The organism is Algoriphagus zhangzhouensis, assembly GCF_900148515.1.
Taxonomy (GTDB): Bacteria; Bacteroidota; Bacteroidia; order Cytophagales; family Cyclobacteriaceae; genus Algoriphagus; species Algoriphagus zhangzhouensis.
Genome location: NZ_FRXN01000002.1, coordinates 245,937 through 270,176, shown reverse-complemented (window position 1 = coordinate 270,176; position 24,240 = coordinate 245,937). Strand labels below are relative to the sequence as shown.

At 40.5% G+C, this 24,240-nt stretch carries 24 protein-coding genes; 12 read left to right on the top strand and 12 right to left on the bottom strand.

Going from position 1 to position 24,240, the window contains the following annotated elements; all coding sequences use genetic code 11:
• Nucleotides 1–40: 40 nt before the first annotated feature.
• Complete coding sequence (locus BUF13_RS07145) at nucleotides 41–502, bottom strand: GbsR/MarR family transcriptional regulator (protein WP_073571094.1); 462 nt, start codon at nucleotides 500–502, stop codon at nucleotides 41–43.
• Nucleotides 503–658: 156 nt separating this feature from the next.
• Here BUF13_RS07145 and BUF13_RS07140 point away from each other — a divergent pair, with 156 nt between their 5' ends.
• The 3 genes from BUF13_RS07140 (at nucleotide 659) to BUF13_RS07130 (ending at nucleotide 3,171) form a co-directional block, all read left to right on the top strand.
• Nucleotides 659–1,546, top strand: coding sequence for a Nif3-like dinuclear metal center hexameric protein (locus BUF13_RS07140; RefSeq protein ID WP_073571093.1), 888 nt, complete (start codon nucleotides 659–661; stop codon nucleotides 1,544–1,546).
• A gap of 103 nt (nucleotides 1,547–1,649) precedes the next feature.
• Nucleotides 1,650–2,135, top strand: a complete 486-nt coding sequence (locus BUF13_RS07135) for a hypothetical protein (RefSeq protein WP_073571092.1) — start codon at nucleotides 1,650–1,652, stop codon at nucleotides 2,133–2,135.
• Complete coding sequence (locus tag BUF13_RS07130) at nucleotides 2,125–3,171, top strand: ATP-grasp domain-containing protein (RefSeq protein WP_073571091.1); 1,047 nt, start codon at nucleotides 2,125–2,127, stop codon at nucleotides 3,169–3,171. The genes BUF13_RS07135 and BUF13_RS07130 overlap by 11 nt, the downstream gene beginning before the upstream one ends.
• Before the next feature lie 76 nt (nucleotides 3,172–3,247).
• Here BUF13_RS07130 and BUF13_RS07125 read toward each other — a convergent pair whose 3' ends face one another.
• The 3 genes from BUF13_RS07125 to BUF13_RS07115 all read right to left on the bottom strand — a co-directional run bounded on the left by BUF13_RS07125 (nucleotide 3,248) and on the right by BUF13_RS07115 (nucleotide 6,494).
• Nucleotides 3,248–3,625, bottom strand: coding sequence for a hypothetical protein (locus BUF13_RS07125; RefSeq protein WP_073571090.1), 378 nt, complete (start codon nucleotides 3,623–3,625; stop codon nucleotides 3,248–3,250).
• 217 nt (nucleotides 3,626–3,842) lie between these two features.
• Nucleotides 3,843–5,123, bottom strand: coding sequence for an amidohydrolase (locus tag BUF13_RS07120; protein ID WP_073571089.1), 1,281 nt, complete (start codon nucleotides 5,121–5,123; stop codon nucleotides 3,843–3,845).
• An 84-nt stretch (nucleotides 5,124–5,207) separates the two neighbouring features.
• Nucleotides 5,208–6,494 (bottom strand): amidohydrolase, encoded by a 1,287-nt coding sequence (locus tag BUF13_RS07115; RefSeq protein ID WP_073571088.1) that lies wholly within the window; start codon nucleotides 6,492–6,494, stop codon nucleotides 5,208–5,210.
• Nucleotides 6,495–6,656: 162 nt separating this feature from the next.
• On the opposite strand from BUF13_RS07115, the gene BUF13_RS07110 reads away from it, so the two are divergent.
• The 5 genes from BUF13_RS07110 (at nucleotide 6,657) to dnaN (ending at nucleotide 12,064) form a co-directional block, all read left to right on the top strand.
• The gene (locus tag BUF13_RS07110; RefSeq protein ID WP_073571087.1) at nucleotides 6,657–7,349 is read left to right on the top strand and encodes an SDR family oxidoreductase; all 693 of its coding nucleotides are present in this window, start codon (nucleotides 6,657–6,659) and stop codon (nucleotides 7,347–7,349) included.
• Nucleotides 7,350–7,511: 162 nt separating this feature from the next.
• On the top strand, nucleotides 7,512–8,417 hold the full coding sequence (gene gldA, locus BUF13_RS07105) for a gliding motility-associated ABC transporter ATP-binding subunit GldA (protein ID WP_073571086.1): 906 nt from the start codon (nucleotides 7,512–7,514) through the stop codon (nucleotides 8,415–8,417).
• Nucleotides 8,414–9,133 (top strand): gliding motility-associated ABC transporter permease subunit GldF, encoded by a 720-nt coding sequence (gene gldF, locus BUF13_RS07100; protein WP_073571085.1) that lies wholly within the window; start codon nucleotides 8,414–8,416, stop codon nucleotides 9,131–9,133. The genes gldA and gldF overlap by 4 nt, the downstream gene beginning before the upstream one ends.
• Nucleotides 9,130–10,815, top strand: a complete 1,686-nt coding sequence (gene gldG, locus BUF13_RS07095; protein WP_073571084.1) for a gliding motility-associated ABC transporter substrate-binding protein GldG — start codon at nucleotides 9,130–9,132, stop codon at nucleotides 10,813–10,815. The genes gldF and gldG overlap by 4 nt, the downstream gene beginning before the upstream one ends.
• A 124-nt stretch (nucleotides 10,816–10,939) precedes the next feature.
• Nucleotides 10,940–12,064, top strand: a complete 1,125-nt coding sequence (gene dnaN / locus BUF13_RS07090) for a DNA polymerase III subunit beta (RefSeq protein WP_073571083.1) — start codon at nucleotides 10,940–10,942, stop codon at nucleotides 12,062–12,064.
• A gap of 118 nt (nucleotides 12,065–12,182) precedes the next feature.
• Here dnaN and BUF13_RS07085 read toward each other — a convergent pair whose 3' ends face one another.
• Both BUF13_RS07085 and BUF13_RS07080 read right to left on the bottom strand, forming a co-directional pair.
• Nucleotides 12,183–12,407, bottom strand: a complete 225-nt coding sequence (locus BUF13_RS07085; protein WP_073571082.1) for a VF530 family protein — start codon at nucleotides 12,405–12,407, stop codon at nucleotides 12,183–12,185.
• 41 nt (nucleotides 12,408–12,448) lie between these two features.
• Complete coding sequence (locus tag BUF13_RS07080; protein WP_073571081.1) at nucleotides 12,449–12,838, bottom strand: VOC family protein; 390 nt, start codon at nucleotides 12,836–12,838, stop codon at nucleotides 12,449–12,451.
• A gap of 277 nt (nucleotides 12,839–13,115) precedes the next feature.
• On the opposite strand from BUF13_RS07080, the gene BUF13_RS07075 reads away from it, so the two are divergent.
• The gene (locus BUF13_RS07075) at nucleotides 13,116–13,694 is read left to right on the top strand and encodes a Crp/Fnr family transcriptional regulator (RefSeq protein ID WP_073571080.1); all 579 of its coding nucleotides are present in this window, start codon (nucleotides 13,116–13,118) and stop codon (nucleotides 13,692–13,694) included.
• Nucleotides 13,695–13,752: 58 nt separating this feature from the next.
• Nucleotides 13,753–14,178, top strand: coding sequence for an SRPBCC domain-containing protein (locus BUF13_RS07070; protein WP_073571079.1), 426 nt, complete (start codon nucleotides 13,753–13,755; stop codon nucleotides 14,176–14,178).
• 7 nt (nucleotides 14,179–14,185) lie between these two features.
• Here BUF13_RS07070 and BUF13_RS07065 read toward each other — a convergent pair whose 3' ends face one another.
• From BUF13_RS07065 to BUF13_RS07050, 4 genes are read right to left on the bottom strand one after another with little or no spacing between them, the layout of a single operon-like run.
• Complete coding sequence (locus BUF13_RS07065; protein ID WP_073571078.1) at nucleotides 14,186–15,988, bottom strand: serine hydrolase; 1,803 nt, start codon at nucleotides 15,986–15,988, stop codon at nucleotides 14,186–14,188.
• A gap of 10 nt (nucleotides 15,989–15,998) precedes the next feature.
• On the bottom strand, nucleotides 15,999–16,361 hold the full coding sequence (locus tag BUF13_RS07060) for a VOC family protein (protein ID WP_073571077.1): 363 nt from the start codon (nucleotides 16,359–16,361) through the stop codon (nucleotides 15,999–16,001).
• A gap of 6 nt (nucleotides 16,362–16,367) precedes the next feature.
• Nucleotides 16,368–17,315, bottom strand: a complete 948-nt coding sequence (locus BUF13_RS07055) for a TIM barrel protein (protein ID WP_073571076.1) — start codon at nucleotides 17,313–17,315, stop codon at nucleotides 16,368–16,370.
• Nucleotides 17,316–17,369: 54 nt separating this feature from the next.
• Nucleotides 17,370–18,884: a Gfo/Idh/MocA family oxidoreductase gene (locus tag BUF13_RS07050; protein WP_073571075.1), complete on the bottom strand. Its 1,515-nt coding sequence runs from the start codon at nucleotides 18,882–18,884 to the stop codon at nucleotides 17,370–17,372.
• A gap of 128 nt (nucleotides 18,885–19,012) precedes the next feature.
• Between BUF13_RS07050 and BUF13_RS07045 the strand changes: the two genes are divergently transcribed.
• Together BUF13_RS07045 and BUF13_RS07040 are read left to right on the top strand one after the other, a co-directional pair.
• On the top strand, nucleotides 19,013–20,662 hold the full coding sequence (locus BUF13_RS07045; RefSeq protein ID WP_073571074.1) for a sulfatase family protein: 1,650 nt from the start codon (nucleotides 19,013–19,015) through the stop codon (nucleotides 20,660–20,662).
• 12 nt (nucleotides 20,663–20,674) lie between these two features.
• Nucleotides 20,675–21,847 (top strand): alpha/beta hydrolase, encoded by a 1,173-nt coding sequence (locus BUF13_RS07040; protein WP_073571073.1) that lies wholly within the window; start codon nucleotides 20,675–20,677, stop codon nucleotides 21,845–21,847.
• Nucleotide 21,848: 1 nt separating this feature from the next.
• Here the strand turns inward: BUF13_RS07040 and BUF13_RS07035 are convergent, their stop codons facing one another.
• Together BUF13_RS07035 and BUF13_RS07030 are read right to left on the bottom strand one after the other, a co-directional pair.
• Nucleotides 21,849–22,649 (bottom strand): GH25 family lysozyme, encoded by an 801-nt coding sequence (locus BUF13_RS07035; protein ID WP_073571072.1) that lies wholly within the window; start codon nucleotides 22,647–22,649, stop codon nucleotides 21,849–21,851.
• Nucleotides 22,650–22,726: 77 nt separating this feature from the next.
• The gene (locus BUF13_RS07030) at nucleotides 22,727–24,238 is read right to left on the bottom strand and encodes a sulfatase family protein (protein ID WP_073571071.1); all 1,512 of its coding nucleotides are present in this window, start codon (nucleotides 24,236–24,238) and stop codon (nucleotides 22,727–22,729) included.
• Nucleotides 24,239–24,240 lie beyond the last annotated feature (2 nt).

Here is a 24,240-nt window from a genome sequence, read left to right as displayed (position 1 = left end):
TGTTTGTTCTGTAATAAGAGAACTATTAGTTGAAATTTTTTTAAGAATATTTCTTTTTAAATCTTTCAAAAAGAGATGGAATCTCATGACGAAAAAACTCCAAGAAATTGGAAAAGTCCCTCATTTGGGCACAGAACTCAGAATCTTTGTCTTTTCTTTCTTCCAGTACTTCAGCAAGGAATTTTTGAATCTCTACGATGCCAACTATGTCTTTGGTGAAATTTTCTTTCCAGTCATGAATCTTTAATTTGAAATATCTTTTTCTATCTCCTGGCTTGGTCGTATAAACAACTCTTTCTTTTGCCTGAAGGAAAGTCAATGCATTACTAACAGCACTTTTGCTGACTCCAAGTAGATCCACAATTTCATCGAAAGTTACTTCGGCATTATCATGGATCAACATGAGCCCAATGATTCTTCCCACTAAAGGTTGCATTCCTTTGTGTTCATGGAAAACTCCGATTCTTTCGATTAGCTCTTTTTGTTTCTCGCTTAAGACCATGCTTGTTTTAACTTTTGCTGGTATAACGGGACAAAGATAAATAAAGTTTTGTTAGTTCTGTAAAAAGAGAACCAAAATTTATTTATTTTTTTCCTGACTCCTTTTCTGACCTCCTTTTGATTTTGATAAATTGATCAGCAAATAATTCCAATAGCCATGAATCATAAGAACAGGAGAGATTTTTTAAAAACTTCAGGATTTGCTGTTGCAGGAAGTGTTCTTTCCATTCCTTCATTAGGATCTACTTTCCTTGAAAAGAAAGATTGGACAGTTGGAGAAATCATGGACTTGTTTATTTCTCAAGTTCCGGATGCTCCTTTTCCCACTACAGTGGATACACTAAAATCGGGAAACAAGGATATTGTGGTGACGGGGATAGTAACAACCATGTTTGCCACTATCACTGTCATCAGAGAGGCAATTGCCAAACATGCCAATTTTATCATCGCTCACGAGCCTACTTTTTACAACCATTTGGATGAGACTGAGTGGTTGGAAGATGATGAAGTTTTTGAATATAAAAAGCAACTGTTGGATGAACATGGAATAGCCGTTTGGCGAAATCATGATTACGTCCATAGCCTTCAAATAGATGGGGTTCAAAAGGGAGTTGTCGAACAAATCGGATGGTCTGATTATTATAAAAATGACGCTGTTTTGAATATTCCTCAAACCAACCTTAAGGACCTTATTTCTCTTTTGAAAAAGAATTTGGATGTGCCGGCAATGAGATATGTTGGAGATTTGAACCAGTCAATTTCCAAGGTTTTGCTATATCCAGGCGCGATTGGAGGCAGGAGACAAATAGAAGGCTTGATGCTGGAAAGACCGGATGTTTTGATTGTGGGAGAGTCGCCCGAATGGGAAACTCCTGAATATGTGCGTAATGCCAATGAGAAGGGAGATCAAGTTTCTTTGGTAGTTATAGGACACTCTGCCAGTGAGGAAGGTGGTTCGGCTTTTATGGCTGATTGGGTTAAAAAATTCATCCCTGATATGCCTGTTTATCACATCCCTTCGGAAAATTCCCTGAAAATCTTTTAATTAGAATCAGGAGAAAGGCACATTTTAGACTCCTGGAATACCTATTATTTTCTTTTATGATTGTTTAAATATTAAGAACCATTGTTTGTAATCTGAACTTCCTATGATCCAGGACCTTCAATACCAGTTAAAAGAACTGGAGTCTTTGCTTCAAGGCATTTCTTGTGAAAATTATTCTAAAAAAATCACCCCTTTGGATGATGGGACAGTTGGAGCCCATGTTCGTCATGTGGTAGAATTCGTATCCTGCTTGATTAATCAATATGAACAAGGACTCATCAATTATGATTTGCGGGTTCGAGATTCAAGAATTGAAAATGAAAGAATGGTAGCGATTCTGGCAATTCAAAATTTAACTCAGCAATTGGACCGACCGGAAAAGGATTTGGAGCTGGTCTATTCAAATTTTTCGAATAAACAGCTCAGTTGCGCTTCAACCTACTCTAGGGAATTGCTTTACAATATTGAGCACTGCATCCATCATAAGGCTTTGATCAAAGTGGCTCTTCATGAGTTAGGAGAAAGATCATTGGTAAATAATTCTTTTGGGGTGGCCTCCTCAACTTTGTCATACCGCAATGAGGCATAAATGGAAAGAATTTTCCTATAAACTCTTTCACTGGGAATATTGGAGTACAAGGGCAGTTTACCTTCCTCTTTCACCATTTTGGGTTTACTATTCGATCAAGGCTCGTAGTCTTTTTTTCTTTGAAAAAACAAATCCAGCAATGCCTTTTGGGGGAATGGCCATGACTCCGAAATCGGTGATTTATGAATTGCTTCCAAATGAATACATTCCCAAAACAGCTTTGATTTTGGAGGGGGAAGATCCAATAGAGAAAGTGAAAATTCTAGGATTATCCTACCCTATAATTGCCAAGCCAAATCATGGATTGAAAGGGTTGGGAGTTCAGACTATTTCCAATGATCAGGAGCTAATTAACTATAGTAAGACGTTTAATTTACCCTATCTGATTCAGGAAAAAATTCCTCATTCGAACGAGGTAGGGATTTTTTATTGTCGTTACCCAAAAACTGATAAAGGCTTTATATCTGGGGTAGTACAAAAGAATTTTATGAAAATTCAGGGAGATGGAAATCATACTTTAGAGCAGTTGATTCGAGCTAATCCTCGTTTTAACTTTCAAATCGAAAGGTTGAGAAATCTGTGGAGGGAAAGATGGGCAGAAGTAATTCCGGAGGAAGAGGAAATCACTTTGCTGGAGGTGGGAAGTCATACCCGAGGTGCGGAGTTTATCAATATTTCTCATCTGATAGATGAAAGATTGAGTTCCAAAATTGAAGAAATAGCCAGTCGAATCCCCGGATTTTATTACGGTCGATTTGATGTGCTTTTCAGGGATTTTGAGTCTCTGAAAGATGGAGAGAATTTCAAAATCATAGAGTTAAATGGTGCTATGAGTGAGCCGACACATATGTATGATCCCTCTAATTCACTTTGGAATGCTTGGAAGGAAATTTTAAAGCATTGGAGGATAATGTCCGAGATAGCGGTTCAAAACAAGGGGGTGCCTATCCAAAAAACGCCATTTAGAAAAGGTTTGGGCCTATTTTTCGAAAATCTCAATCTTGAAAAGCAATTAAAAAAGCAGCTTTCAGATTAAAAAAAAGAAGCTAGTCAACAAGACTAGCTCTTTTCCTTTTTGTAAGCCCATTACTATTTGTCTGATTCAAATCCGGTTAGGTTTTTAAGCTCTCCCCGTCTTTGTTTTTTTGTTCTTTTGTTTCCTCCTGAGAAGAATCATTTGATGTTGATTGATTGAAATCTGAAGAGTTTTTGAGCTCTGCAAGCATTTTCTTGATTTGAGCCTTTTGCTCTTTCAATTCATCTACTTTGATTTCCAGTCTTGATTTTTCAAGTCCTTCAGCATTTTGTTTTAAATGCTCCAATCTTTCCAACTTCCTCTCAACTTCTGATTCCAGTTGGATTAATTCAGATTTTGATTTCTTCTCATTAAGCTCGGATACCTCTTTGTTTTTAATCTGTTTTTCAGAACAAGATGTCATACTTAATCCAATTGCAAGGCATCCAGCTGCTATTGCAATTATTGTTTTCATAATAGTGGTTTGTTGGTTTAGTTTCGATAAAGAAAACCGTTACAGTATCTAATAGGTCAATACCAGTGCCAAGGCCAAAAAATGAAAAGGAGGCCGATTTAACTTTTAGAAATTGGGGAATGAAGTGGCAATCTGTGGTGTAAAATCGCCGATGATCCAAAATAAAAGCCCCGTTCTTTGAGGAACAAGGCTTTCAATTTTATGAGGATTTTTGGTGTTAGTTGTCAAAATAATCGACCACGAAATAGCTTAAGGTTTTTACGCCAAGAGTAAAGCCACTTTCATCGATGAAGAAATCAGGAGTGTGATGTGAGGGTGTGGTCAATGGATCTCCTCCTTTTTTCATACCTCCTAGGAAAATAAAAAGTCCTGGGATTTCCTTTTGGAAGAAACTGAAATCTTCAGCTCCAGTTTGGGGGTCCATGATGAAGACATTTTCTTTTCCTGCAGCAGATTCCATGGAGGAAAGCATCTTGCTAGTCAATTGAGGATCATTGATGGTAGAAGGATAACCATAGGAAAGATCAATTTCTGCTTCCGCTCCGGCACTTTTGGCAATGTTTGAAATTACCTCTTTAATCCTTCTATGAACCAATTCCTGTTGCTTGACTCCAAAAGTTCGAATCGTCCCGATCATTTCTACTTTTTCGGGAATGATATTATGTCTGATACCACCGTGAATTGCTCCGATAGTCACCACAGCTGGGTTTTGCGTGATATTTACATTTCTAGACAGAATGGTCTGAAGTCCCATCACAATTTGTGAGCTCGTAACTATAGGATCCACTCCTGACCAAGGGGATGCGCCATGAGCTTGGGTTCCTTTTACAACCACATTTAAACCATCTACTGCCGCCATAAAAGGACCTGATCTATAACCGATTTTGCCAGCCTCGACTTGTGACCAGATGTGCAAACCAAAAATGGCATCTACATCGTCCAACACGCCTTCCTGGACCATTTGCTCGGCACCAAAAATCTCAGCTTCCGAAACTCCTTCTTCAGCTGGTTGGAAAATGAACTTCACCGTTCCTTCAAGATTATCTTTCATAGAAGCCAAAACCTCAGCGGCACCCATCAAAATGGCAACATGGGAGTCATGTCCACAAGCATGCATCACTCCGGTTTCTTGCCCATTGTAAGTTGCTGTGTTGATTGATTTGAAAGGAAGATCATTTCTTTCAGTTACAGGTAGCGCATCCATATCAGCTCTCAAAGCTACAGTGGGACCGGGTTTTCCTCCTTTAAGGGTTCCAATCACACCAGTCACTGCAACTCCTTCTGTTACTTCCATTCCCAAGGATCTGAGATGGTCAGCTACAATTTTGGCAGTTCTGGTTTCTTGATTTCCCAATTCAGGATGCTGGTGGAAATCCCGCCTCCAATCAATAACTTTTGCCTCAATTGAATTGGCTTTTTCATCAATTTTTGATCTCAGTTTGGTCTGAGCTTGAGCTGTTAAAGAAATAAAGACAAGTAGATAGAGGAGTTTTTTCATTGGAAAGAATAAAGGTGACAGCAGAAATAATTTAAAATGAAAAGCCCGCAATTTTTATTGCGGGCTTTAGAGAATTTGAAGGCTTTATTTTTCTTGTCCCATATAATCCACGACAAAGTAGCTCATTACTCGAACGCCTAAGGTGAAACCACCTTCATCAATGTAGAATCCGGGAGTATGATGGGAAGGAGTCTTTGTAGGATCTCCTCCTTTTTTCATTCCGCCCAAGCTTATGAATAGTCCTGGTTTTTCTCGCTGGAAAAAGCTGAAGTCCTCTGCACCAGTGACTGGAGTCATATAAATAACATTTTCTGCCCCAGCTGCAGCTGTTAAAGTAGGCTCCATTTTAGATGTTAAAGCGGGGTCATTTACTGTTGAAGGGTATAGTTTTTCAATTTTCAAATCAACTTCCGCATCAGCGCTTTCTGCAATGTTTGTAACGATCTCAGTGATTCTTTTGTGGACTAATGCTTGTTGCTCATCTCCAAAAGTTCTGATGGTACCGATCATTTCTACTTTTTCAGGAATGATATTATGGCGAATACCACCATGGATCGCTCCTACAGTAACCACTGCTGGATTTTGCGTGATATTTACGTTTCTAGACAAAATGGTCTGTAGCCCCATAATGATTTGAGAGCTGGTGACAATCGGGTCTACACCAGACCAAGGAGAAGCTCCATGGGCTTGTTTTCCTGTCAAGGTGATTTCCAAGTTATCTACAGCAGCTAAGCTTGGTCCTGAACGATACCCAATTTTACCCACTTCCATCTGTGAAGCGATATGTAAGCCAAATACAGCGTCCACATCTTCCATCACACCTTCGGCAACCATCAATTCAGCGCCAGCAATATCAGCATCGTAAACTCCTTCCTCAGCTGGTTGAAATAAAAATTTAACTGTGCCTTGAAGCTGGTCTTTCATACTAGACAGAACTTCAGCAGCTCCCATCAAAATCGCAACGTGGGTATCGTGACCGCAGGCATGCATCACTCCTGTTTCTTGACCGTTGTAAGTTGCTGTGTTGACAGACTTGAAAGGAAGGTCATTTCTCTCGGTTACTGGCAAAGCATCCATGTCTGCTCTCAATGCAACTGTTGGTCCCGGTTTTCCACCTTTCAAAATTCCTACAACACCTGTCACAGCCACTTCCTCTGTCACTTCTATTCCAAGTGATCTTAGGTGGTCAGCAATCTTTTTTGCAGTTCTAAATTCCTGATTTCCCAATTCTGGGTGCATGTGGAGGTCTCTTCTCCATTCTATAACTTTTGACTCAATTTCATTCGCTTTTTTGTCAATCGCTGGACGAAGTTTCGTCTGTCCAAAGCTTACTCCACTAATAAGAAGTAAGGGGATAATTAGTTTTTTCATTTAATAATTTGGTTGGTATTGGTTTTTACTTGAGCTGGTAAGTTAAGATAAAAACCTTTTTTTGGAGTGTCTGTAAATTAAAAATTGAGCTTTGCTCGAACCATTTTTTCTAAATGTGATTTATGAAGAGGAGTATTGAAATGAGATAAAACCAAATAAACCATGGACTTAAAAGATAAATTAGCAATCGTAACTGGTGTCAGTAAAGGGATCGGATTGGAAGTAGTCAAAATCCTATTGGATAAAGGAGTGACAGTAGCAGGCTGGGGTAGAACTCAACCAGATTTGGATAATCCTAATTTTCATTTCTTCACTTGTGATGTTGCCAAAGAAGAATCCGTTGAAAGTGCCTATCAAGACACTGTGAAAAAACTAGGTTCTGATATCCGAATTTTGGTGAATAATGCCGGATTTGGTGTAGCTGGCGAGACTGAAACTTTCTCCTCAGAAGATTGGAAAGCTATGTTTGACACCAATGTTCACGGGATATTTTACACAACTAAGCGAGTGATTTCGGCAATGAAAAAGGCTGATGAAGGGCATATTATCAATGTTGCTTCCATCGCAGGATTGAATGGAGTTAAGAATTTTGCAGGCTATGTGGGGACCAAGCATGCGGTTAGAGGCATTTCCCATTCCTTGTATATGGAATTGAGAGATTTTGGAATCAAAGTTTCCACGATCTATCCAGGCTCTGTACAGACGAATTTCTTTGATGCAATCCCGAGCATGGATGCCCACGAGCATATGATGCGTCCAATTGATGTTGCCACTACGATTGTTCAAACCTTGGAAACCCACCCTAATTACTTTGTGGCAGATGTGGAATGTAGACCTCTGAAACCAAGAGGATAATTTTGTATTGAAATAGATGAAATCTACTGTTTTGTCGTTTAGATTTTAAAAGGCAAAACTTGCGTAACGAGACTCATTCCCTATTTTTGCCTTAGACCTTTCTCAACCGGGTTTTTGCCCTTGCCATGCGGGTGAACTCCCGGTTGGTCTCTTTTGTATATTATGTCCTTAGTAGTCTCTCAGTTATGTAAAAATTACGGTTCCCAAAAGGCCCTCGATGAGGTTTCCTTTACGGCTGTTCCTGGGAGGATTTTAGGTTTTTTGGGGCCAAATGGAGCCGGAAAGTCCACCACTATGAAAATCATCACCGGATATGTTCAAGCTGATGGTGGTGCTGTTCAGGTTTTAGGGAAAGATGCATTGAGAAATCCTAAAATAGTATCTCCTTTGATCGGATACTTACCCGAGAAAAATCCATTGTATCAGGACATGTATGTCAAAGAGTTTTTGGAATTCTCTGGTGGGCTATATGGCTTGAAAGGCAAAGAATTGAATAGGAGACTGGGAGAAATGCTGGAAAAAACTGGCTTGACTCCGGAACAGCACAAGAAAATAGGACAACTTTCCAAAGGCTATCAGCAACGGGTTGGTTTGGCAAAAGCTTTGATTCATGATCCCCAAGTGGTGATTTTGGATGAACCGACCACGGGATTGGATCCGAACCAACTGGTAGAAATCCGAAAATTGATTCAAGAGGTAGCTGTAGAGAAAACGCTGATTCTTTCTACCCATATCATGCAGGAAGTGGAGGCGATTTGCAAGGATGTAGTCATTATCAATAAAGGGAAGATTAAGGCTGTTGATTCCTTGGAGAACTTCCAAAATCAAGGAAATCAAAACCAATTGAGTTTGGAAACCGAAGAAGCATTGGAGTTAGCTTGGTTTGAAAACCTAGGAAAAGTTGAATTTGGTCCCAAAGGAAATCATCAGGTTTTGATTCAAGTTGATGATCCTCAATTAGCCCGAAAAGTGGTGATGTCAGTGATAAATGAAAAAGGCTTGAATCTGATCAATCTCAATCAAAGCAAAAAGAATCTGGAAGACCTTTTTAGAGATATTACCCAATGAAAAGCCTGTTTCTAAAAGAAATAAATGCCTTTTTTGGCAATCTGCTAGGCTACCTGATTTTAGCCTTGTTTCTGGTTGCGATGGGTTTGATCGTATGGGTTTTTCCTGAAACCAGCGTTTTGGATTATGGATATGCTGATCTGGAACCCTTATTCACATACACTCCATACGTATTTACATTTTTGATCCCAGCAATATCTATGCGGGCGATAGCAGAGGAAAAAAGGAATCATACCTGGGAACTGCTTCAAACTTCGCCACTTTCCTTGCTAGAGATTATCCTTGCCAAATACTTTGCCCTTTTGGTTCTGGTATTCTTGGCTGTTTTACCCACTTTGATCTATTATTTCAGCATTCTTCAATTGGGAGATCCTGCAGGGAATTTGGATCAGGCCAGCTTTTTTGGAAGTTGGATTGGACTCTTGATGATTGGGGCGGTGTTTTCTGCAGTTGGGATTTTCTCATCTGCCTTGACTTCTCAGCAAGTTGTCGCTTTTGTATTGGGAGTCTTTATGTGCTTCGTGATATACTTCGGATTTTCTGCATTGGCGGAGCTTAATGTAGGAAATATAGCCTATTGGGTGGAAGAGTTGAGCCTGAGTTTCCATTACATGAATCTGAGTAGGGGAGTTGTGGATTCTGGCGATCTGTTCTTTATGCTGGGGATGATTTGGTTGTTTTTGGGTTTGTCAGTTTTGGTTTTGAGAAAAAAATGAAAGTGACATCCAACCATATCGCCAAATCAATCGGGATTCTTTTAGGAGGGATTTTGCTGTTTTTTCTTTTGTCGAAGCTGATTCATTTTAGAATTGATTTGACCGAAGAAAAAAGATATTCGCTGCATGCAGCCACAGAAGAAGTGCTTTCCCAATTAACCGAACCGGTGCATGTGGAAATCATGCTTGTAGGTGAGGATATGCCTGGGGGTATGCGAAGATTACAAAGATCTGTTGAGGAAACGGTTCGAACTTTCAATGCTTACAGTCCAGAGAAAATCACCTATTCCTATTTTGATCCTTTAAGCTTGCCGCCAGATGAGCAGGAAGAATTAATCCTTCAATTGGCCGATTATGGGATCAATCCGACCAACCTCTATGTAAATCAAACAGGGGGGCAGCAAACGAAACTGATTTTCCCGGGAGTTTTGGTTTATAATGAAGAATATGAAGCTGGAGCTTTGATTCTCAAAGGTGAAAAAGGCATGAGCCAAGACCAAACACTCAATCAATCCATTGAAAATTTAGAGTTTGAATTGAGTAATGCCATCAGAAAACTGAATACTCGAAATGCCGGAGCAATCGCGATGCTGATTGGGCATGATGAGATGCAGGAAGATGAAGGCTATGGAATAGTTGAGGCATTGGATGGAGATTTTGAGATTTTCAAGGTGCCTTTGGAGCAAGCTAGAACTGTGGAGGATCTAATCAATTTTGAAACGATTTTCATTCAGGGTCCTAGACAAAGCTATACCGAAAGAGATGTATTTCTCCTAGATCAATATGTGATGCATGGAGGTAATCTGATTGTCTTGAGCGACGGAGTAGCTGTGGATGTGGAGCAAGCAGGAGGTGAAGGAACTTTAGCAATGCCATATGATAATGGTTTGGAAAATCTCCTTTTCAAATATGGAGTTCGAATCAACAAAGACCTGATTCAAGATTTGAATTTTGGCTATTTCCCGGTAATGGGAGGGGATTTTGGAAATCTGGCCCAGATGATTCAACTACCTTGGCCTTTTTATATTCAAGCGAGCAGGATGGCAAGTCATCCGATCACAAAAGGCTTGGATGTAGTCTATTTCCGGTTTGCAAGTACGATGGATACTGTATTGGCGCCGGGAATCAAGAAAACTCCATTGATTTTTAGCTCGGATTATACCCGAGTGATGCAAGCGCCGGCCAGAGTTGCTTTCAGTGATATGGAGCAGGAACCAAATGTCAATTTATACAATCAGAAGAATCTGCCTTTGGTTTATCTTTTGGAAGGAGAGTTTACTTCCTTGTACAAAAACCGCTTTCTACCAGAAGGATTTTCAAAAGATGGTTTCAAAGAATCAGGATCTGGAAAAGTAGTAGTCATCAGCGATGGAGAAGTCTTTCAAAGTCAAACTGACCCACAATCAGGAGCACCTTTATCCTTGGGGGATGATCCCTTTAATCAGGTGGTTTTTGCCAATAAGTTATTCCTTCGCAATCTGGTTCAATACCTTCAAAATCCTGAGGGATTAATTGCTTCTAGAACGAGGACTTTTCAGATTAGACCTCTGGATAAGGTGAAAGTTGCTCAGCAAAAAACTTTCTGGCAAGGAGTCAATGTCTTAGTACCGGTGATTTTGTTGCTGATCTGCGGAGGCTTGATTTCTGCGAATAGAGTCCGGAAATATTCCAGAAAAAATTAATTTGAAGAAAAGGCAATAACTAAACTAATTATTTGCCTTTATTCCCGTATTGGGCCTCTCCAATTCGATTTTATTTATAAATTTATCCCCTATTCCAAAAGTAAATACAAATAAGCCCTACGATATGAAATTTATTGTTTCCTCTTCTGCTCTTTTAAAGCAGCTTTCGGCGATCAATGGTGTGGTGACTACCAACCCGGTAGTTCCAATTTTGGAGAATTTCCTTTTTGAAATTAAAGAAAGTATCCTAACCATTACCGCTTCAGATTTGCAGACTTCCATGATCACGGAAATTCATGTGGAGGCCAAAGAAGACGGAAATATTGCGGTGCCTGCTAGAATTTTGATCGAGACTTTGAAAAACCTTCCGGAGCAACCGGTGACATTCAGCATCGATCACGATACCTATGCTGTTGAGATTTCTTCAGATAATGGACGTTATCGTTTGGCAGGTGAAAATGCAACTGACTTTCCTAAGATCCCTACCGTAAGTAATGCGACTACTGTAGATATGTCTACGGAAGTTCTTGCTAGTGCTGTTTCCAATACCATCTTTGCTACTAGCTCTGATGAATTGAGACCTGCAATGACCGGGGTTTATATCAATTTGAGTGATACCAACACTACTTTCGTAGCTACTGACGGTCATAGATTGATCAGATACAGAAGAGTAGATGTTGCTTCTTCTAGCCCTGCTAGTTTGATTATCCCAAGAAAAGCTTTGAACCTGTTGAAATCCACTTTGCCATCTGAAAATGTGGCTGTAAGTGTAGAATTCAACCAATCCAATGCCTACTTCAAGTTCAATAATATCAAAATGATCTGTCGATTGATCGATGAGAGATTCCCTGATTACGAAAATGTAATCCCTGTAGAGAATCCAAACATCATGACTATTGATCGTCAGGATTTGTTGAGCTCTTTGCGTCGTATCGCGATCTATGCCAATAAGACTACGCATCAGGTGAGATTGAAATTGACTGGATCTGAGTTGATGATTTCTGCTGAAGATCTAGACTTCTCCAATGAAGCAAATGAAAGATTGTCTTGCGAGCACGATGGAGAAGATATCGAAATTGGATTCAACGCGAAGTTCTTGGTAGAAATGCTGAACAACCTTTCTTGCAAAGAAGTAAGCTTGAAATTCTCCGCTCCAAACAGAGCAGGTTTAATTTTGCCAGCTGAACAGGATGAAAACGAGGATATCTTGATGCTCGTGATGCCTGTGATGCTAAACAATTACGTATAACACACACAACCTATAAACAACCGAAGCCCAGGTCATATGATCTGGGCTTTATTTTTTTGTCCTTTGAGGTTTTGAAAACCCTCCAAGGGTTCAAAACCCTTGGAGGGTTGATTAAAAGCTATTTGCTGTCCCTTAACATCTTCAAATACAATCCTTCGACTCTTTCTCTCGCCCAAGGAGTTTTGCGGAGAAATTTCAAGCTGGATTTGATGGATGGATCATGGGTAAAGCACCTGATTGTGATCCTTTCCCCCAGTTCCTCCCAGCCGTAATGAGAAACTAATTGTTCCAAAATCGTATCCAGTCTTAATCCGTGAAGGGGGTTGTTGGGTTGATGTTCCAAAAGAATGTTGAATTGACAATTTAAAGTTAAAGATGATTGGACTAATCCAATGGCTGAATCAAGTCCCAAAGATTTCCATAAAGATCCTTAAAAACAGAGACAATCCCATACTCTTCCCGAGCTGGTTCGCGGATAAACTCCACTCCCCTAGAAGTGTATTTTTCATAATCGCGATAGAAATCATCGGTATATAAAAACAAAAAGACTCGTCCGCCTGCCTGAAATCCGATCTGCTTTTCCTGGGTTTCATTGGCAGCTTTGGCTAGTAAAAGATGGCAAGAGGAGCCAGGAGGAGAAACTCTCACCCATCTTTTTGTTTCGCTCATTTGAGTATCTTCCAAAAGTTCAAAGTCCAATGTTTGGGTATAATAAGAAATCGCCTCATCATAATCTTTGACTAAAAGTGCAATTTGTCCAAGTTGCTGTTTCATCTTTCTGACTAAGTGTTTTTTTTCGGTTGTATTTTATAGTTTAATGAAAACTTTTCAATTCTATGTCAAAGCTATACTTTCCATTTCTTTGTTTCCTTTTTTTAGCCTGACTTTTCGGGTGTAAAACTGAAGAAAATGAGAAATCGGGCATCTTCGAATTGATAGAGTTGGTTGAAAAATAAGGGAGGGTAACCTATTCATTTATCCATTTCTCGAAATTAAAAATCTTGAGTAGCTCCAGATGGCAGTATTCGAATAATTTTTCTTAAACTGTCATGTGGAAAAATTTAAGGAAAGCATTCAGGCTACGTTTGGCACTCTTTCGGAAGGAGAGTTAGAATATCTTCGTTCTTTTTTTCATGAAGAAGACTTAGCCAATAAGGATTTTTTTGCCAAAGAAGGGAAGACTTGCAATCGTCTGAGCTTGATTAATTCAGGATTATTAAGAATCTATTCTTTAGCTGACGGCAAGGAAATTACACAGTGGATTTCTACTCCCGGTTATTTTGTCACTGAGATATCCGGTTTCTTCTTTAATCAGCCATCTAGATGGAATATCCAAGCCTTGGGAGAGGTGTCGCTGTTGACGATTGACAAGGAGAATTACATCAAATTGACAGCTGAATTTCCGAAATGGAAGGAGATTGAAAGTGGTTTTATCGCCAAGTGTTTTGCGATGCTGGAAGACCGGGTGTTCTCCCATTTGTCCTTGAGTGCGGAGGAGCGATATAAAATTTACTTTGAGCAGAATAAGGAATTGTTCAACCAAGTTCCCCTCCAGTATCTGGCTTCCCTTTTGGGAATGACTCCCGAAACCTTCAGCAGGGTAAGAAAGCGGCTTCATGAAAATGCTTGATTTTTGTCAAGAGAATTGATTTGGCGTCCGCCTACTTTTGTCTAAAACCTTATAGATCATGACAAAAGAAATCAAAACCGAAATAGAGATTCAAGCTCCAGTAAGCCAAGTTTGGAAAGTTCTCACTCAAACTCATGAATATCCGAACTGGAACTCCTTCATCAAAAAACTTGAAGGGAATTTGAAAGTTGGTGAAAATATAAGGGCTGAGATCCAACCAGTCGATTCTTCTCCAATGACTTTCAAACCCAAAGTTCTTCAATTTGAGGAAAATAAAATTCTTCAGTGGAAGGGCAAGTTTTTATTCAATGGTTTATTCGATGGCACACATACTTTTGAGTTGCTGGAGAATGAGGATGGTTCGACAACATTCAAGCAATCGGAGTTATTCCAAGGGGTTTTGGTCGGCCTCTTCAATTTGGAAAACACCATCAAAGGCTTTGAGGCCATGAATCGAGAGCTAAAAAGGAAATGTGAGGAGTAGTTAAACCTTACTCCTTTTTTCGTTCCCCCCTAAAAGTCCCATTGGGCTGGATGAAGTTTACGGCAGTGATTTCTCCATCTTTTTCTTCGAACTTGATTTTGAAACCTTCCAGGGTTTTGAAATTAAACTCGTGATTTCCCAAAGGGATTTGCTCGTATTCTGGTTGTCCGGGCACAAAAGCGTACAACTTACCATCTTTGATGTAGATCTTGACCTCCTGAACTCCCATCAAGAGATAGGCTCCTTCGTATTTTTTCAAATCATCCTCTGAAACGTCCACAGGTTTCGGGGTTCGCTTGAATTCAATCGCCTCCAAAGCCGGTTCAAAACCAGCATTTAACTGGGAAATATCTCCCGCCATGTTTGACTCAAACTGGAACTTGATCGGCATATCCTTATTGGGTTTGCCTTGGTAAATCATATAAGCATTAAACAAGTCATAATTGTCATGCTCCAAAAACGCCTGAAGGAGACCAGTTTGTACGAAAAGCGTATCGTTGATCAATTCAATTTCCATTTCACCATAGCCGGGGTTGCTATAACTCCCAGTATACTCAGCTAAAATATGAGAAGGTTTGGTGCCGGAAACTTTGGCGGAGTCTGCTGAAGCTTTGGCCTTGGCTTGAGCTTCTTTGTTTTTCTCTTTTTGCTCGATGGCTTCCTCTAGCCATTTACCGTCTTCCAATCCCAAGATTTTATCTGCGACAATATTTCGAACAAGGCCTGGAATAGAAGATCCATTTTGATTGGTCAAAACCATAATCCCAACACTGTCTGTCGGGAAAAATGATGCTGAAGCGGAGAATCCATCAATATTTCCACCGTGCTCTACGCGGTAGTGTCCTCGATAGGAGGATAGAAACCATCCGTATCCATAATTTGAAAATTGCGCGTCCGGATGTTCTTTGGATGGAATGCCAGAGGATACAACCATTTGAGAACTGATCGCTTCCTTGACATAGTCTTCTGGGATGACTTGTTCTTCTTTAAATTTTCCTCCATTGATCCAGGTGATCAGCCAATTAGACATTTCAGAAACGCTGGAATTGATAGAGCCAGCTGGACTCATCGCTGCGATGTCGTAATAGTCCATTTTGGTATTGACACCTTCTCCATCCGTCGAATACCCGAAAGAATGGTCTGCATCTTTTTCTAAATCTGGGATATTGAAATTACTTCTGGACATGCCCAGTTTATCCAAAAACATGGTTTTCACATTGTCTTCCCAGTTTTGTCCAGTCAGTCTTCTTCCGATTTCTCCCTGGAGAAAAAACATCCAATTATTGTAATACCACTTTTGTCTGAGACCTGTAAATGGCTTTTGGAACTCAATTCTTTTAATCAGTTCTTCTTTCGAATTCGTAGGAAACATAAACCAGGAAAGGTCATGTCTTGGCAAACCGGTACGATGAGACATCAAGTCCTTGACGATGATTTGCTCGTTCATCCAAGGCTCCATAAATCGGAGTTCAGGAATGTATTTTCCCGGTCTTTCGTCGAAATCAATTTTATCCTCCTCTCTCAAAACTCCCAATACTGACGAGGTGAATGATTTGGATACTGAACCAATCGCAAAAAGTGTGTTTTCCGTCACGGGAACTTCATTTTCAAGGTCTTTATAGCCAAAACCTTTTGCATAAAGAATCTGATCCTTATCGACAATTGCGATAGCAAATCCCGGAGCATTCATGGATGTCCTCACTTCTTCAAGTACGGATTCTAGTTCTTGGAATTGCTTGTTGGTGGTTTGTCCAAATGAAAAATTGGAAAGGGACATCAGGATAATCAGTTGGAGAAAAAGTCTTTTCATAAGGTTGTTTTTAAATGTCTTCGACAAAGAAAATTGCGTTGGTATTGAGGTCGTAAAGACCAAATTCGTGCGTACCCCAAGGAGTGTTCATTCGAAGCTTATCTGCTTCCATTACCCCTTTGGCAACCAAGGATTCGAAATAAGGATGAATGTTTTTTAAAAAGATTCTGACAACAGATCCTCCTAGCAAGGGATCCTCAGGAGTATCTGCATGCCACTGCAGGTGGAGTTCAATATTTTCAAGGTGGATTCCAGCGTACATATGATCGCCGAAAATCTTTTTGAAACCCAGAGTTCTCTCATACCATTCCAAATCTCTGGAAATATCCTGAGAAGGTAAGACTGGGACGGATTGAAAAAACTCTGTTTTCATAAGCTTTTATGCTTCGTTTTCCAAGGTTCTTCGGACATCATCCAAATCTCTCCGGATCTCTTCGATGCTTTCCCATTCTCTTCCTTCTTCACCATGCTCTATCCCTACATAACCGTGGTAATCATGAGCTAAAACCAATTTCATCATTCTTGTATAGTCCAATGGATGCAGGTTGCCATTGTCATCCCAAACAGTAGGTTTCAAACTTACTCCTTTAGCAAATGGCATCATTTCATCAACACCTCGATAGGAATCATAGCTCAAGATTTTATCTCCTTCGGTATGCATTCTGAAATTCCCGAAATCCGGTAAAGTTCCGGCTCTGCGATGGGCAGTTTGCTTGATCAATTCAGCTAACCATCCTCCATTGGAAGAGTATCCTCCATGATTTTCTATGATCACATTGATGTCAAAATCATCTGCAAATTCACAGATTCTTCTCAATGTGGAACTGCAAACATCGATTGCTTCTTGTTGGATTTTTGGATCTTGGCTGAAAGGTACAGCCGTGTATGCATTGACTCGAATCGAGTGACATCCCAAAAATTTTGCAGCTTCCACCCACTTCTTATGGTTTTCGACAGTTTGCTGTCTTTCTTCTGGTTTGGCAGCTCCCAGTTGACCTTCACTGTCGATCATAATCAGAACATTAGTGATTCCTTCTCCATCAGTTCGGGTTTTCATCTCTTGTAGGTAGGCTTTGTCCTGAGCCTTATCCATGAAGAACTGATTCACATATTCTACCGCGTCTATATTTCTCTTTTTTGCTTCAAGAGCAAAATCCAAATGATCTAATTTACCAGCTCTCAGTGATCGATTGAGAGACCATTCCGCTAATGAAATCTTGAAAATCGGGTCAGCTTTTCTTTCTGCAAGAGAAAGAGAGGGCAATCCCATGCCTAAGGCAGCAGAAGCCAGCCCTGCAGTTTTGATAAAAGTTCTACGGTTTGTCATATTGGTTTTTTGTTAAATATTTCACTGTAAAAAACTTGGTATTCAGTCAGCTGGTCAAATTTCCCAGCCGGATCTATATTCTCTAGTAAGATATTGATTTGCTTCCTCATCGTTCATGATTTTGATCAGGTTGGCATCAAAGTCCACTTTTTTACCTGCGCGTAATGCGATCGCCCCCAAGTTGATGGTGTCCGTGATACAGGTTGCTCTTGTAAAGCTTCCCGGTGTCTGCTTGTTTTCCAGCATGGATTCTACCCAAGAATCAGTTTTTCTTTCCACTTCCCTGGAATTGATCCTTTCTGAATCTCTGCCTGCCATCATTTTTGATTCTGGAAGTAATACGGGGTCCTCTCCACGGAATCCTCCCAAGATTTTTCCTTTCGTTCCTACTAGCATAAGACCTTCTTCAGGTGTGTCTTTTCCATCCATCTCCAATTCCTCAGGAGCGAAAGGTTTCATTCCTCCGTCATACCAGTAAAGATCGAATTCTGGCAATTTTTCTTGAGCAGGAAATTTCCATTTAATAGTGCAGCTTGCCGGGAAAGCAACATCATTTTTCACCCACTGGTAGACTTGGTCCACCTCTTCACGAGTGGTAGTTCCAAATGCTCTAGCAGAAACTGGACTTTTTGTAATTCCCAAGGTTTCGAATAATGGGAATAGGCTATAATGTCCCATATCAGCGACCGAACCACCTCCGAATTCATACCATCCTCTAAAGACATTGTGCGTGTAGTTTTTATGGTATGGCATATCAGGAACAGGCCCTAGCCAAAGATCCCAATTGAATCCCTCTGGAACCGACATAGGAGGACTTGGTCTTTTGGTCCATTGCTGCCAAACAGGTCTATAGGACCAATTGTGAATTTCTTTCAGTTCTCCAATCAGACCTGCGTCCATCCAGGCTTTGATCTGTCTATATTCCGGTCGATCCGACCACGCAAGCAAATGAGTTACAACTCCACTTGAATTTGCTTTGTCAATAACTTTCCTTCCTTCCAGAAGTCTGTTTGAGATGGGTTTGTGAGTTACCACATGCATTTTTTGATTCATCGCAGCTATTGCAATTGGTGCATGAGTATGATCTGGAGTCATGATTTTTACCGCATCAATTCCTGATTCCTGACTCAATAGCTCACGGAAATCTTCATAACTCTTACATCCCTTGTATGAGCCAGAAGGACTATTTTTCGCATAATATTTTTCTACATATTCTTGCCCCACATCTCTTCCTCCTGGGATTCCCGGTTTTCCTTCCCACCAAGTATCATCGCCTATAGTTTGACGGATTGAATTTCTAATTCCGTAAGGAGACCAATCAATATAATCGGTGGAAAATTTATTGGAATCACAAACTGCCACAACTCTGACTTTTGGGTTTTGCAAAAGACCTCCCATTTCGCGTAAACCTTGAGTGCCGCAACCAATATTTGCTACAGTCAACTGATCGGATGGAGGGATTTTGCCTAATCCAGCAATGACATTAGATGGAACGATTGTAAAGGAGGCAGCAAAAGTGGCTGCTGAGGATAAAAATGCGCGTCGGTTGAGTTTATCCGATGGGGCCATAGAATATTAAGGGTTTTGTGTAAAATTGAAGTTAAGCAGGATGGTTCAGTAAAACAATATTTGTTATTTTAATGCGGATCATTTCGTTTATTCTGAATAAGTCTGATTTTAACCCTATCTGCACTAATATGTCCCGATTTAACCTGTTGAATATTTTTTATCTTCTGTGTATCAGTTTTTTCACTTTTGCATGTCAGGAGAAGCAAGAAGAAAAGCAAGAAACTATTGTATATCCTGATCGTCCGAATATTGTTTGGATAGTTTGTGAGGATATGTCTCCAGAGCACTTGGAAACCTACGGTGGGACAGGAGGGAAGACTCCTTTTTTAAATGAATTAGCAGCGGAGTCACTTCAATATGACAATGCCTATTCTACAGCTGGTGTTTGCGCTCCAAGTAGGGCGGCTTTGATCACAGGAGCCTATCAGACTTCCATTGGAGCGATGCACATGCGCACTACAGGGATGTCTGCTGCAGCGAAAGATGTATACCCGCCTGGTTATAAGAATTATTCGATCGTTTTACCTGAGGAAATGTATCCTTACCCCATCTACCTTCGACAAGCGGGATATTATGTTTCAAATAATTCCAAAGAAGATTATCAATTCAAAACTCCTGTGATGATGTGGGATGAAAGTGGAAGAAATGCTCACTGGAGAAATAGAAAAGATCCCAATCAGCCCTTTTTCTCCATTTTCAATTTTACCATTTCTCATGAATCCCAAGTTTGGTCAAGAGAAAATGAAGAGCTGCTCGTAGATCCAAAGGATGTGACAGTTCCACCAGTTTATCCGGATGATTCTTTGACAAGAAGGACCTTGGCGAGGTTTATCACCAATGTGATGAGAATGGATATGCAGGTAGGAGAAGTGATAGCACAGCTCAAAGAAGATGGTTTGTATGATAATACCATCATTTTCTTCTATTCAGATCACGGGGATGGGATGCCTTATTACAAAAGGGAAATGTATGACAGAGGTCTAAAAGTGCCTCTTTACGTAAAAGCTCCATTTTTGGAAGCGGGAACTACTACAGATGAGCTTGTGAGCTTTGTGGATTTTGGTCCGACTTTGTTGTCTTTGGCAGGAGTTCAAATCCCTGAAACCATGCAAGGGCAAGCTTTTTTGGGAGCTCAAAAAGCTGCTCCAAGAAAATATGTTTATGGTGCTCGGGATAGAATGGATTCGGAATATGATAGAGTGAGGGCAGTTTCTGATGGAAGATTCAAGTACATCAAGAACTTTATGCCTGAAAAACCGAATTATCAAAACATCAGATATAGACTTCAGAATCCATTGATGCTTCATTTATTGGATTTGCATGAAAAAGGCCAATTGACTCCAGAACAAGACCGCTGGTTTGATGCTACAAAACCTGAGGAGGAGTTGTATGATACTCAATCTGACCCTTATGAATTTGTCAATTTGGTTGGTAATTCGGATTACCAGGATAAACTGGTGGAGATGCGTATGGCCCTTGAAGATTGGATGATCAAATATGGGGACAAGGGCGCCTTAAATGAAGTCGAAATGGTCAATGACTGGTGGGGAGGACAAGAAACAGCTCCAGCTACTGCTACACCTGAAGTAAGCTTCCAAGATGGCAAGATTAGTCTAAAATCAGCAACTCCAAGTACTCTATTTGGTTATAGAAAATCCAAAAATGACTCTTGGGAAGTCTACAGTCAGCCATTCGAATGGAATGCCGGAGACTCTCTATATGTAAATGCTCAACGAATAGGCTATGAAGCCAGCGAAATTTCTCTCATTGTTCAATAAACCAAAACTTTTATGAAAACCTTGATCGAATCAACCTTCATATTTCTGATTTTTTTGATTTCAAATCTAGCTATTGCACAGGAATCAATGCTTTGCCAAGGCGCACATTGGGAAGAGGACGAAGCAAACGCCTTTATGAAACAATGGGCAAGTGCCTGGACCACACAGGATGATTGGGAAAAAAGAGCGGATATGATTCGGGAAGGAATCATCAAAGGGATGAAGTTGGAGCAAATGCCTGAAAGGACACAAGAGTTTAATCCAATTATTCATAGTACGAGAGAAATGGATGGCTATATCGTGGAGAATATTGCCATAGAAAGCTTTCCGGGATTTTTTATCACTGGGAATATTTATAGGCCATTGAAAAAAGAACCCTTTCAGAAAAGTCCAGCAATTCTGAGTCCACATGGACATGGAGAGGACAAGCGTTTTTGGGAGGATGTCCAACATAGAGCTGCGGTTTTGGCACGAATGGGCGCAGTGGTTTTTGTCTATGATATGGTGGGGTACGCAGATTCCAAGCAAATCAATCATAAGATGCCTATCGCTTTGACCATTCAAACTTATAATTCCATTCGGGTTTTGGATTACTTGACTTCACGAGATGATGTGGATCCTACTCAAATTGGTGTAACAGGTGGTTCGGGAGGCGGAACGCAGTCTTTCTTGATCACGGCTTTGGATCCAAGAATTACCGTTTCAGTTCCTACTGTGATGGTTTCAGCTTATTTCTTTGGAGGATGTGTTTGCGAAAGCGGTATGCCTATTCATAAAAGCAACCATCACCAAACCAACAATGTGGAGATTGCAGCTTTGGCAGCTCCAAGACCGATGTTATTGATTTCTGATGGTGGAGATTGGACTAAGAATACACCTAGAATTGAGTTTCCATACATTCAGCGGGTCTATGCTACTTACGGAGCTGAAAGCAAAGCTGATAATGTGCACTTGCCAAGTGAAAGACATGATTATGGCTACAATAAGCGGACGGCGGCCTATAATTTCTTCGGCCACTATCTAGACATCAATCCGGGCAGAGTCCCTTATAAAAATGGGTATGATGAAAGTTTCGTGACTATCCTGACCGCAGATCAATTGCGAGTATTTGATGCAACCCATCCTATCCCATCGCATGCTTTACAAGGGGATGAAGCGGTGATTAATTTTTTAAAGTTGGATTGATTTAAGGCAATAGCATTTGCTCCAAATCGGTTTGGTCCCCTCGCCAGATGTTTAAATCGATCTTTTCTTTGATTCCAGCCAATTTGCCTTTTTCTGAAAACTGCCAGATCAGCCAACCGTTTGTTTGTGGTTCGCGGATCATATTGTAATTCGCAACCCAAATAGGATATCGATCAAATCCCTGATTGTGTAAAACTTCCCAGAAAAAGCGATCTCCTGTGTAAATTATTGGCTTTACTCCGTAATGTTCTTCGACGATTTTTAGCCAATTTTTCAACCCTTCTCTTAACCGGTCTTTGGATTGAATCGTACTATGCTTTTCAATATCCAATACAGGAATCAAGTCACCGGATTTGAGCTGGGTGGTTTTGATAAAGTTTTCGGCTTGTCGGGCACTGTTTTCATTCGGGCGATAGTAATGATAGGCGCCTCTTTTGACAGGAAGTTTTCCAAAGCCTTCCCAATTCTGTCTGAACTTACCATCAACACCATCATCTCCCATTGAGGCGCGAATGAAAACAAACTGGATGGGATGTTCTTCCAATTGCAATTGTAGTCCGCGGAAATTGATTTTGCCCTGATATTCTGAAACATCAATTCCTAGAATCCCTCCGGGAAAATTTCGAAATGCATGCTCAACTTTGAGTTCTTCGGTCAAGTCTGGTGCTGAAATCAAATAGGTTTCTAATCGGTATCTCAGCTCCTTGTTAAACTGTAAAACAAGGATGGCTGAACCGACAGCAACAATGAAAATCAAAAGGATGACTCCTAACCAAGAATTTGACTTTTTCTTTCGGGGCATAGATGGTTAAAATTCGAGTTCAAAATTGAGGAATTTCTTCCAACTCCTCTATTTCGAGTTTGGAAAAAGTGGTGAATTTATTTTTCTATCACAATACAAGGAATTCCTTCCCTTGTATATGGCCCGAATGGTGGGAATATTTTGTATTCGAAGATTTTCTTTTCCCAATCGATATCTTCCATTTGATAGTTTGGTGTATACCTTAATTCATCCCAATAGGTGGACCTAGGGTTTTCAAACCGAGGATCATTTGTCTCTTCCATCCATGTCAATAGCTGAGCTCGCAGTTTGTTTTTTGTTTCTGAAAAAGCAGGGTCCCCAGCCAAGTTATTGAGTTGATATGGATCTTTTTGGACATCATATAGCTCTTCCTCCGTTCTTGCTCCAAATGCTAAATCAAAATAATCAGGCTTGCCAGACTCAGCACTTTCTTCCATGGCCATTATGATAAATTTCGTGATCGAATGATCCACATCCCCATATTGACCAACGGATTGATGCACGGTAGGATTTCCTGCTGGATCTCTTTCAGGCATAGGGTTCCATATATAAAGAAATTTCTCATCCCTAACTCCGCGCATTGGGTAGCTCAAATCGCCTTTCCTGACATTTGCATGTCGTTCTCGTTCCAAGAATACTTGTTTTCGATTTTGTTTTTCCCCCGCTAAAAGTGCCCAAAGTGATTGACCACTCATATTCAATGGAGTTAGCCCTGCGGCTTCCAAGAAGCTAGGCGCGAAATCCACAAAATTGACAAAGTCTGAAACGACGGTTCCCGGATTTACTTTTTCCGGCCAGCGAATAGCCAAAGGCATTCTCGTGCCATAGTCATAAATGGTGGCTTTAGCTCTTGGGAAAGGCATTCCATTGTCACTGGTCATGACAATAATGGTATTGTCAAGCTCACCAATTTCTTCCAGTTTTTTGATCAATTGACCGGATTCTCTATCAAATCTTTCAATTTCAAAAAAGTAATCCAGAATATCATTTCTTACACATGGATTGTCCGGAAAGAATCCCGGGACAATCACATCTTCGAGTTTCATCCCTGTTTGGATTCCCGTATTTGCCACATACTCTCGATGAGGATCTGTGCTTCCAAACCAAAAAGTAAAAGGTGCGCCTTCTGGTCTTTCTTCCAAAAAAGTTTCAAAATCAGAATAGCTTTTTCCGGCAGGATTATTTTCCAAACCTGATACTTTGAAATCACCCGGCCCCCATCCTTTTCTCGTAGAACCCGTGAAATAGCCAGCTTTTTCTAATAAACTCACATAGGTCGGGTACTGAGCCGGCCACTCCGGCCAGAGATTTCCTCCGCTTTCATTTTCATGGGGATATCGACCTGTCAGTATACTTGCTCTAGAAGGTGAGCAGGATGGTGAAGCTGTAAATGCATGGATAAAAAGCGCACCTTCATCGGCTAGCCTATCAAAAGTCGGTGTACGAACAACTGGATCACCATAAATCCCAGCGTGAGGGTAAGACCAGTCATCGGCGATCAGAAACAGAATATTTGGCTGCTTGGATGGATTGGTCGGTTCTATGCCACCAATTAATAAAAATAGTAAGATCGAAAAAAGAAAATTCATAG

Bases quoted from the DNA above. Each gene is read 5' to 3' on its own strand.
- BUF13_RS07145 (WP_073571094.1), bottom strand. From the start codon at position 502: ATGGTCTTAAGCGAGAAACAAAAAGAGCTAATCGAAAGAATCGGAGTT.
- BUF13_RS07140 (WP_073571093.1), top strand. From the start codon at position 659: ATGAATCATAAGAACAGGAGAGATTTTTTAAAAACTTCAGGATTTGCT.
- BUF13_RS07135 (WP_073571092.1), top strand. From the start codon at position 1,650: ATGATCCAGGACCTTCAATACCAGTTAAAAGAACTGGAGTCTTTGCTT.
- BUF13_RS07130 (WP_073571091.1), top strand. From the start codon at position 2,125: ATGAGGCATAAATGGAAAGAATTTTCCTATAAACTCTTTCACTGGGAA.
- BUF13_RS07125 (WP_073571090.1), bottom strand. From the start codon at position 3,625: ATGAAAACAATAATTGCAATAGCAGCTGGATGCCTTGCAATTGGATTA.
- BUF13_RS07120 (WP_073571089.1), bottom strand. From the start codon at position 5,123: ATGAAAAAACTCCTCTATCTACTTGTCTTTATTTCTTTAACAGCTCAA.
- BUF13_RS07115 (WP_073571088.1), bottom strand. From the start codon at position 6,494: ATGAAAAAACTAATTATCCCCTTACTTCTTATTAGTGGAGTAAGCTTT.
- BUF13_RS07110 (WP_073571087.1), top strand. From the start codon at position 6,657: ATGGACTTAAAAGATAAATTAGCAATCGTAACTGGTGTCAGTAAAGGG.
- gldA (WP_073571086.1), top strand. From the start codon at position 7,512: ATGTCCTTAGTAGTCTCTCAGTTATGTAAAAATTACGGTTCCCAAAAG.
- gldF (WP_073571085.1), top strand. From the start codon at position 8,414: ATGAAAAGCCTGTTTCTAAAAGAAATAAATGCCTTTTTTGGCAATCTG.
- gldG (WP_073571084.1), top strand. From the start codon at position 9,130: ATGAAAGTGACATCCAACCATATCGCCAAATCAATCGGGATTCTTTTA.
- dnaN (WP_073571083.1), top strand. From the start codon at position 10,940: ATGAAATTTATTGTTTCCTCTTCTGCTCTTTTAAAGCAGCTTTCGGCG.
- BUF13_RS07080 (WP_073571081.1), bottom strand. From the start codon at position 12,838: ATGAAACAGCAACTTGGACAAATTGCACTTTTAGTCAAAGATTATGAT.
- BUF13_RS07070 (WP_073571079.1), top strand. From the start codon at position 13,753: ATGACAAAAGAAATCAAAACCGAAATAGAGATTCAAGCTCCAGTAAGC.
- BUF13_RS07065 (WP_073571078.1), bottom strand. From the start codon at position 15,988: ATGAAAAGACTTTTTCTCCAACTGATTATCCTGATGTCCCTTTCCAAT.
- BUF13_RS07060 (WP_073571077.1), bottom strand. From the start codon at position 16,361: ATGAAAACAGAGTTTTTTCAATCCGTCCCAGTCTTACCTTCTCAGGAT.
- BUF13_RS07055 (WP_073571076.1), bottom strand. From the start codon at position 17,315: ATGACAAACCGTAGAACTTTTATCAAAACTGCAGGGCTGGCTTCTGCT.
- BUF13_RS07050 (WP_073571075.1), bottom strand. From the start codon at position 18,884: ATGGCCCCATCGGATAAACTCAACCGACGCGCATTTTTATCCTCAGCA.
- BUF13_RS07045 (WP_073571074.1), top strand. From the start codon at position 19,013: ATGTCCCGATTTAACCTGTTGAATATTTTTTATCTTCTGTGTATCAGT.
- BUF13_RS07040 (WP_073571073.1), top strand. From the start codon at position 20,675: ATGAAAACCTTGATCGAATCAACCTTCATATTTCTGATTTTTTTGATT.
- BUF13_RS07035 (WP_073571072.1), bottom strand. From the start codon at position 22,649: ATGCCCCGAAAGAAAAAGTCAAATTCTTGGTTAGGAGTCATCCTTTTG.
- BUF13_RS07030 (WP_073571071.1), bottom strand. From the start codon at position 24,238: ATGAATTTTCTTTTTTCGATCTTACTATTTTTATTAATTGGTGGCATA.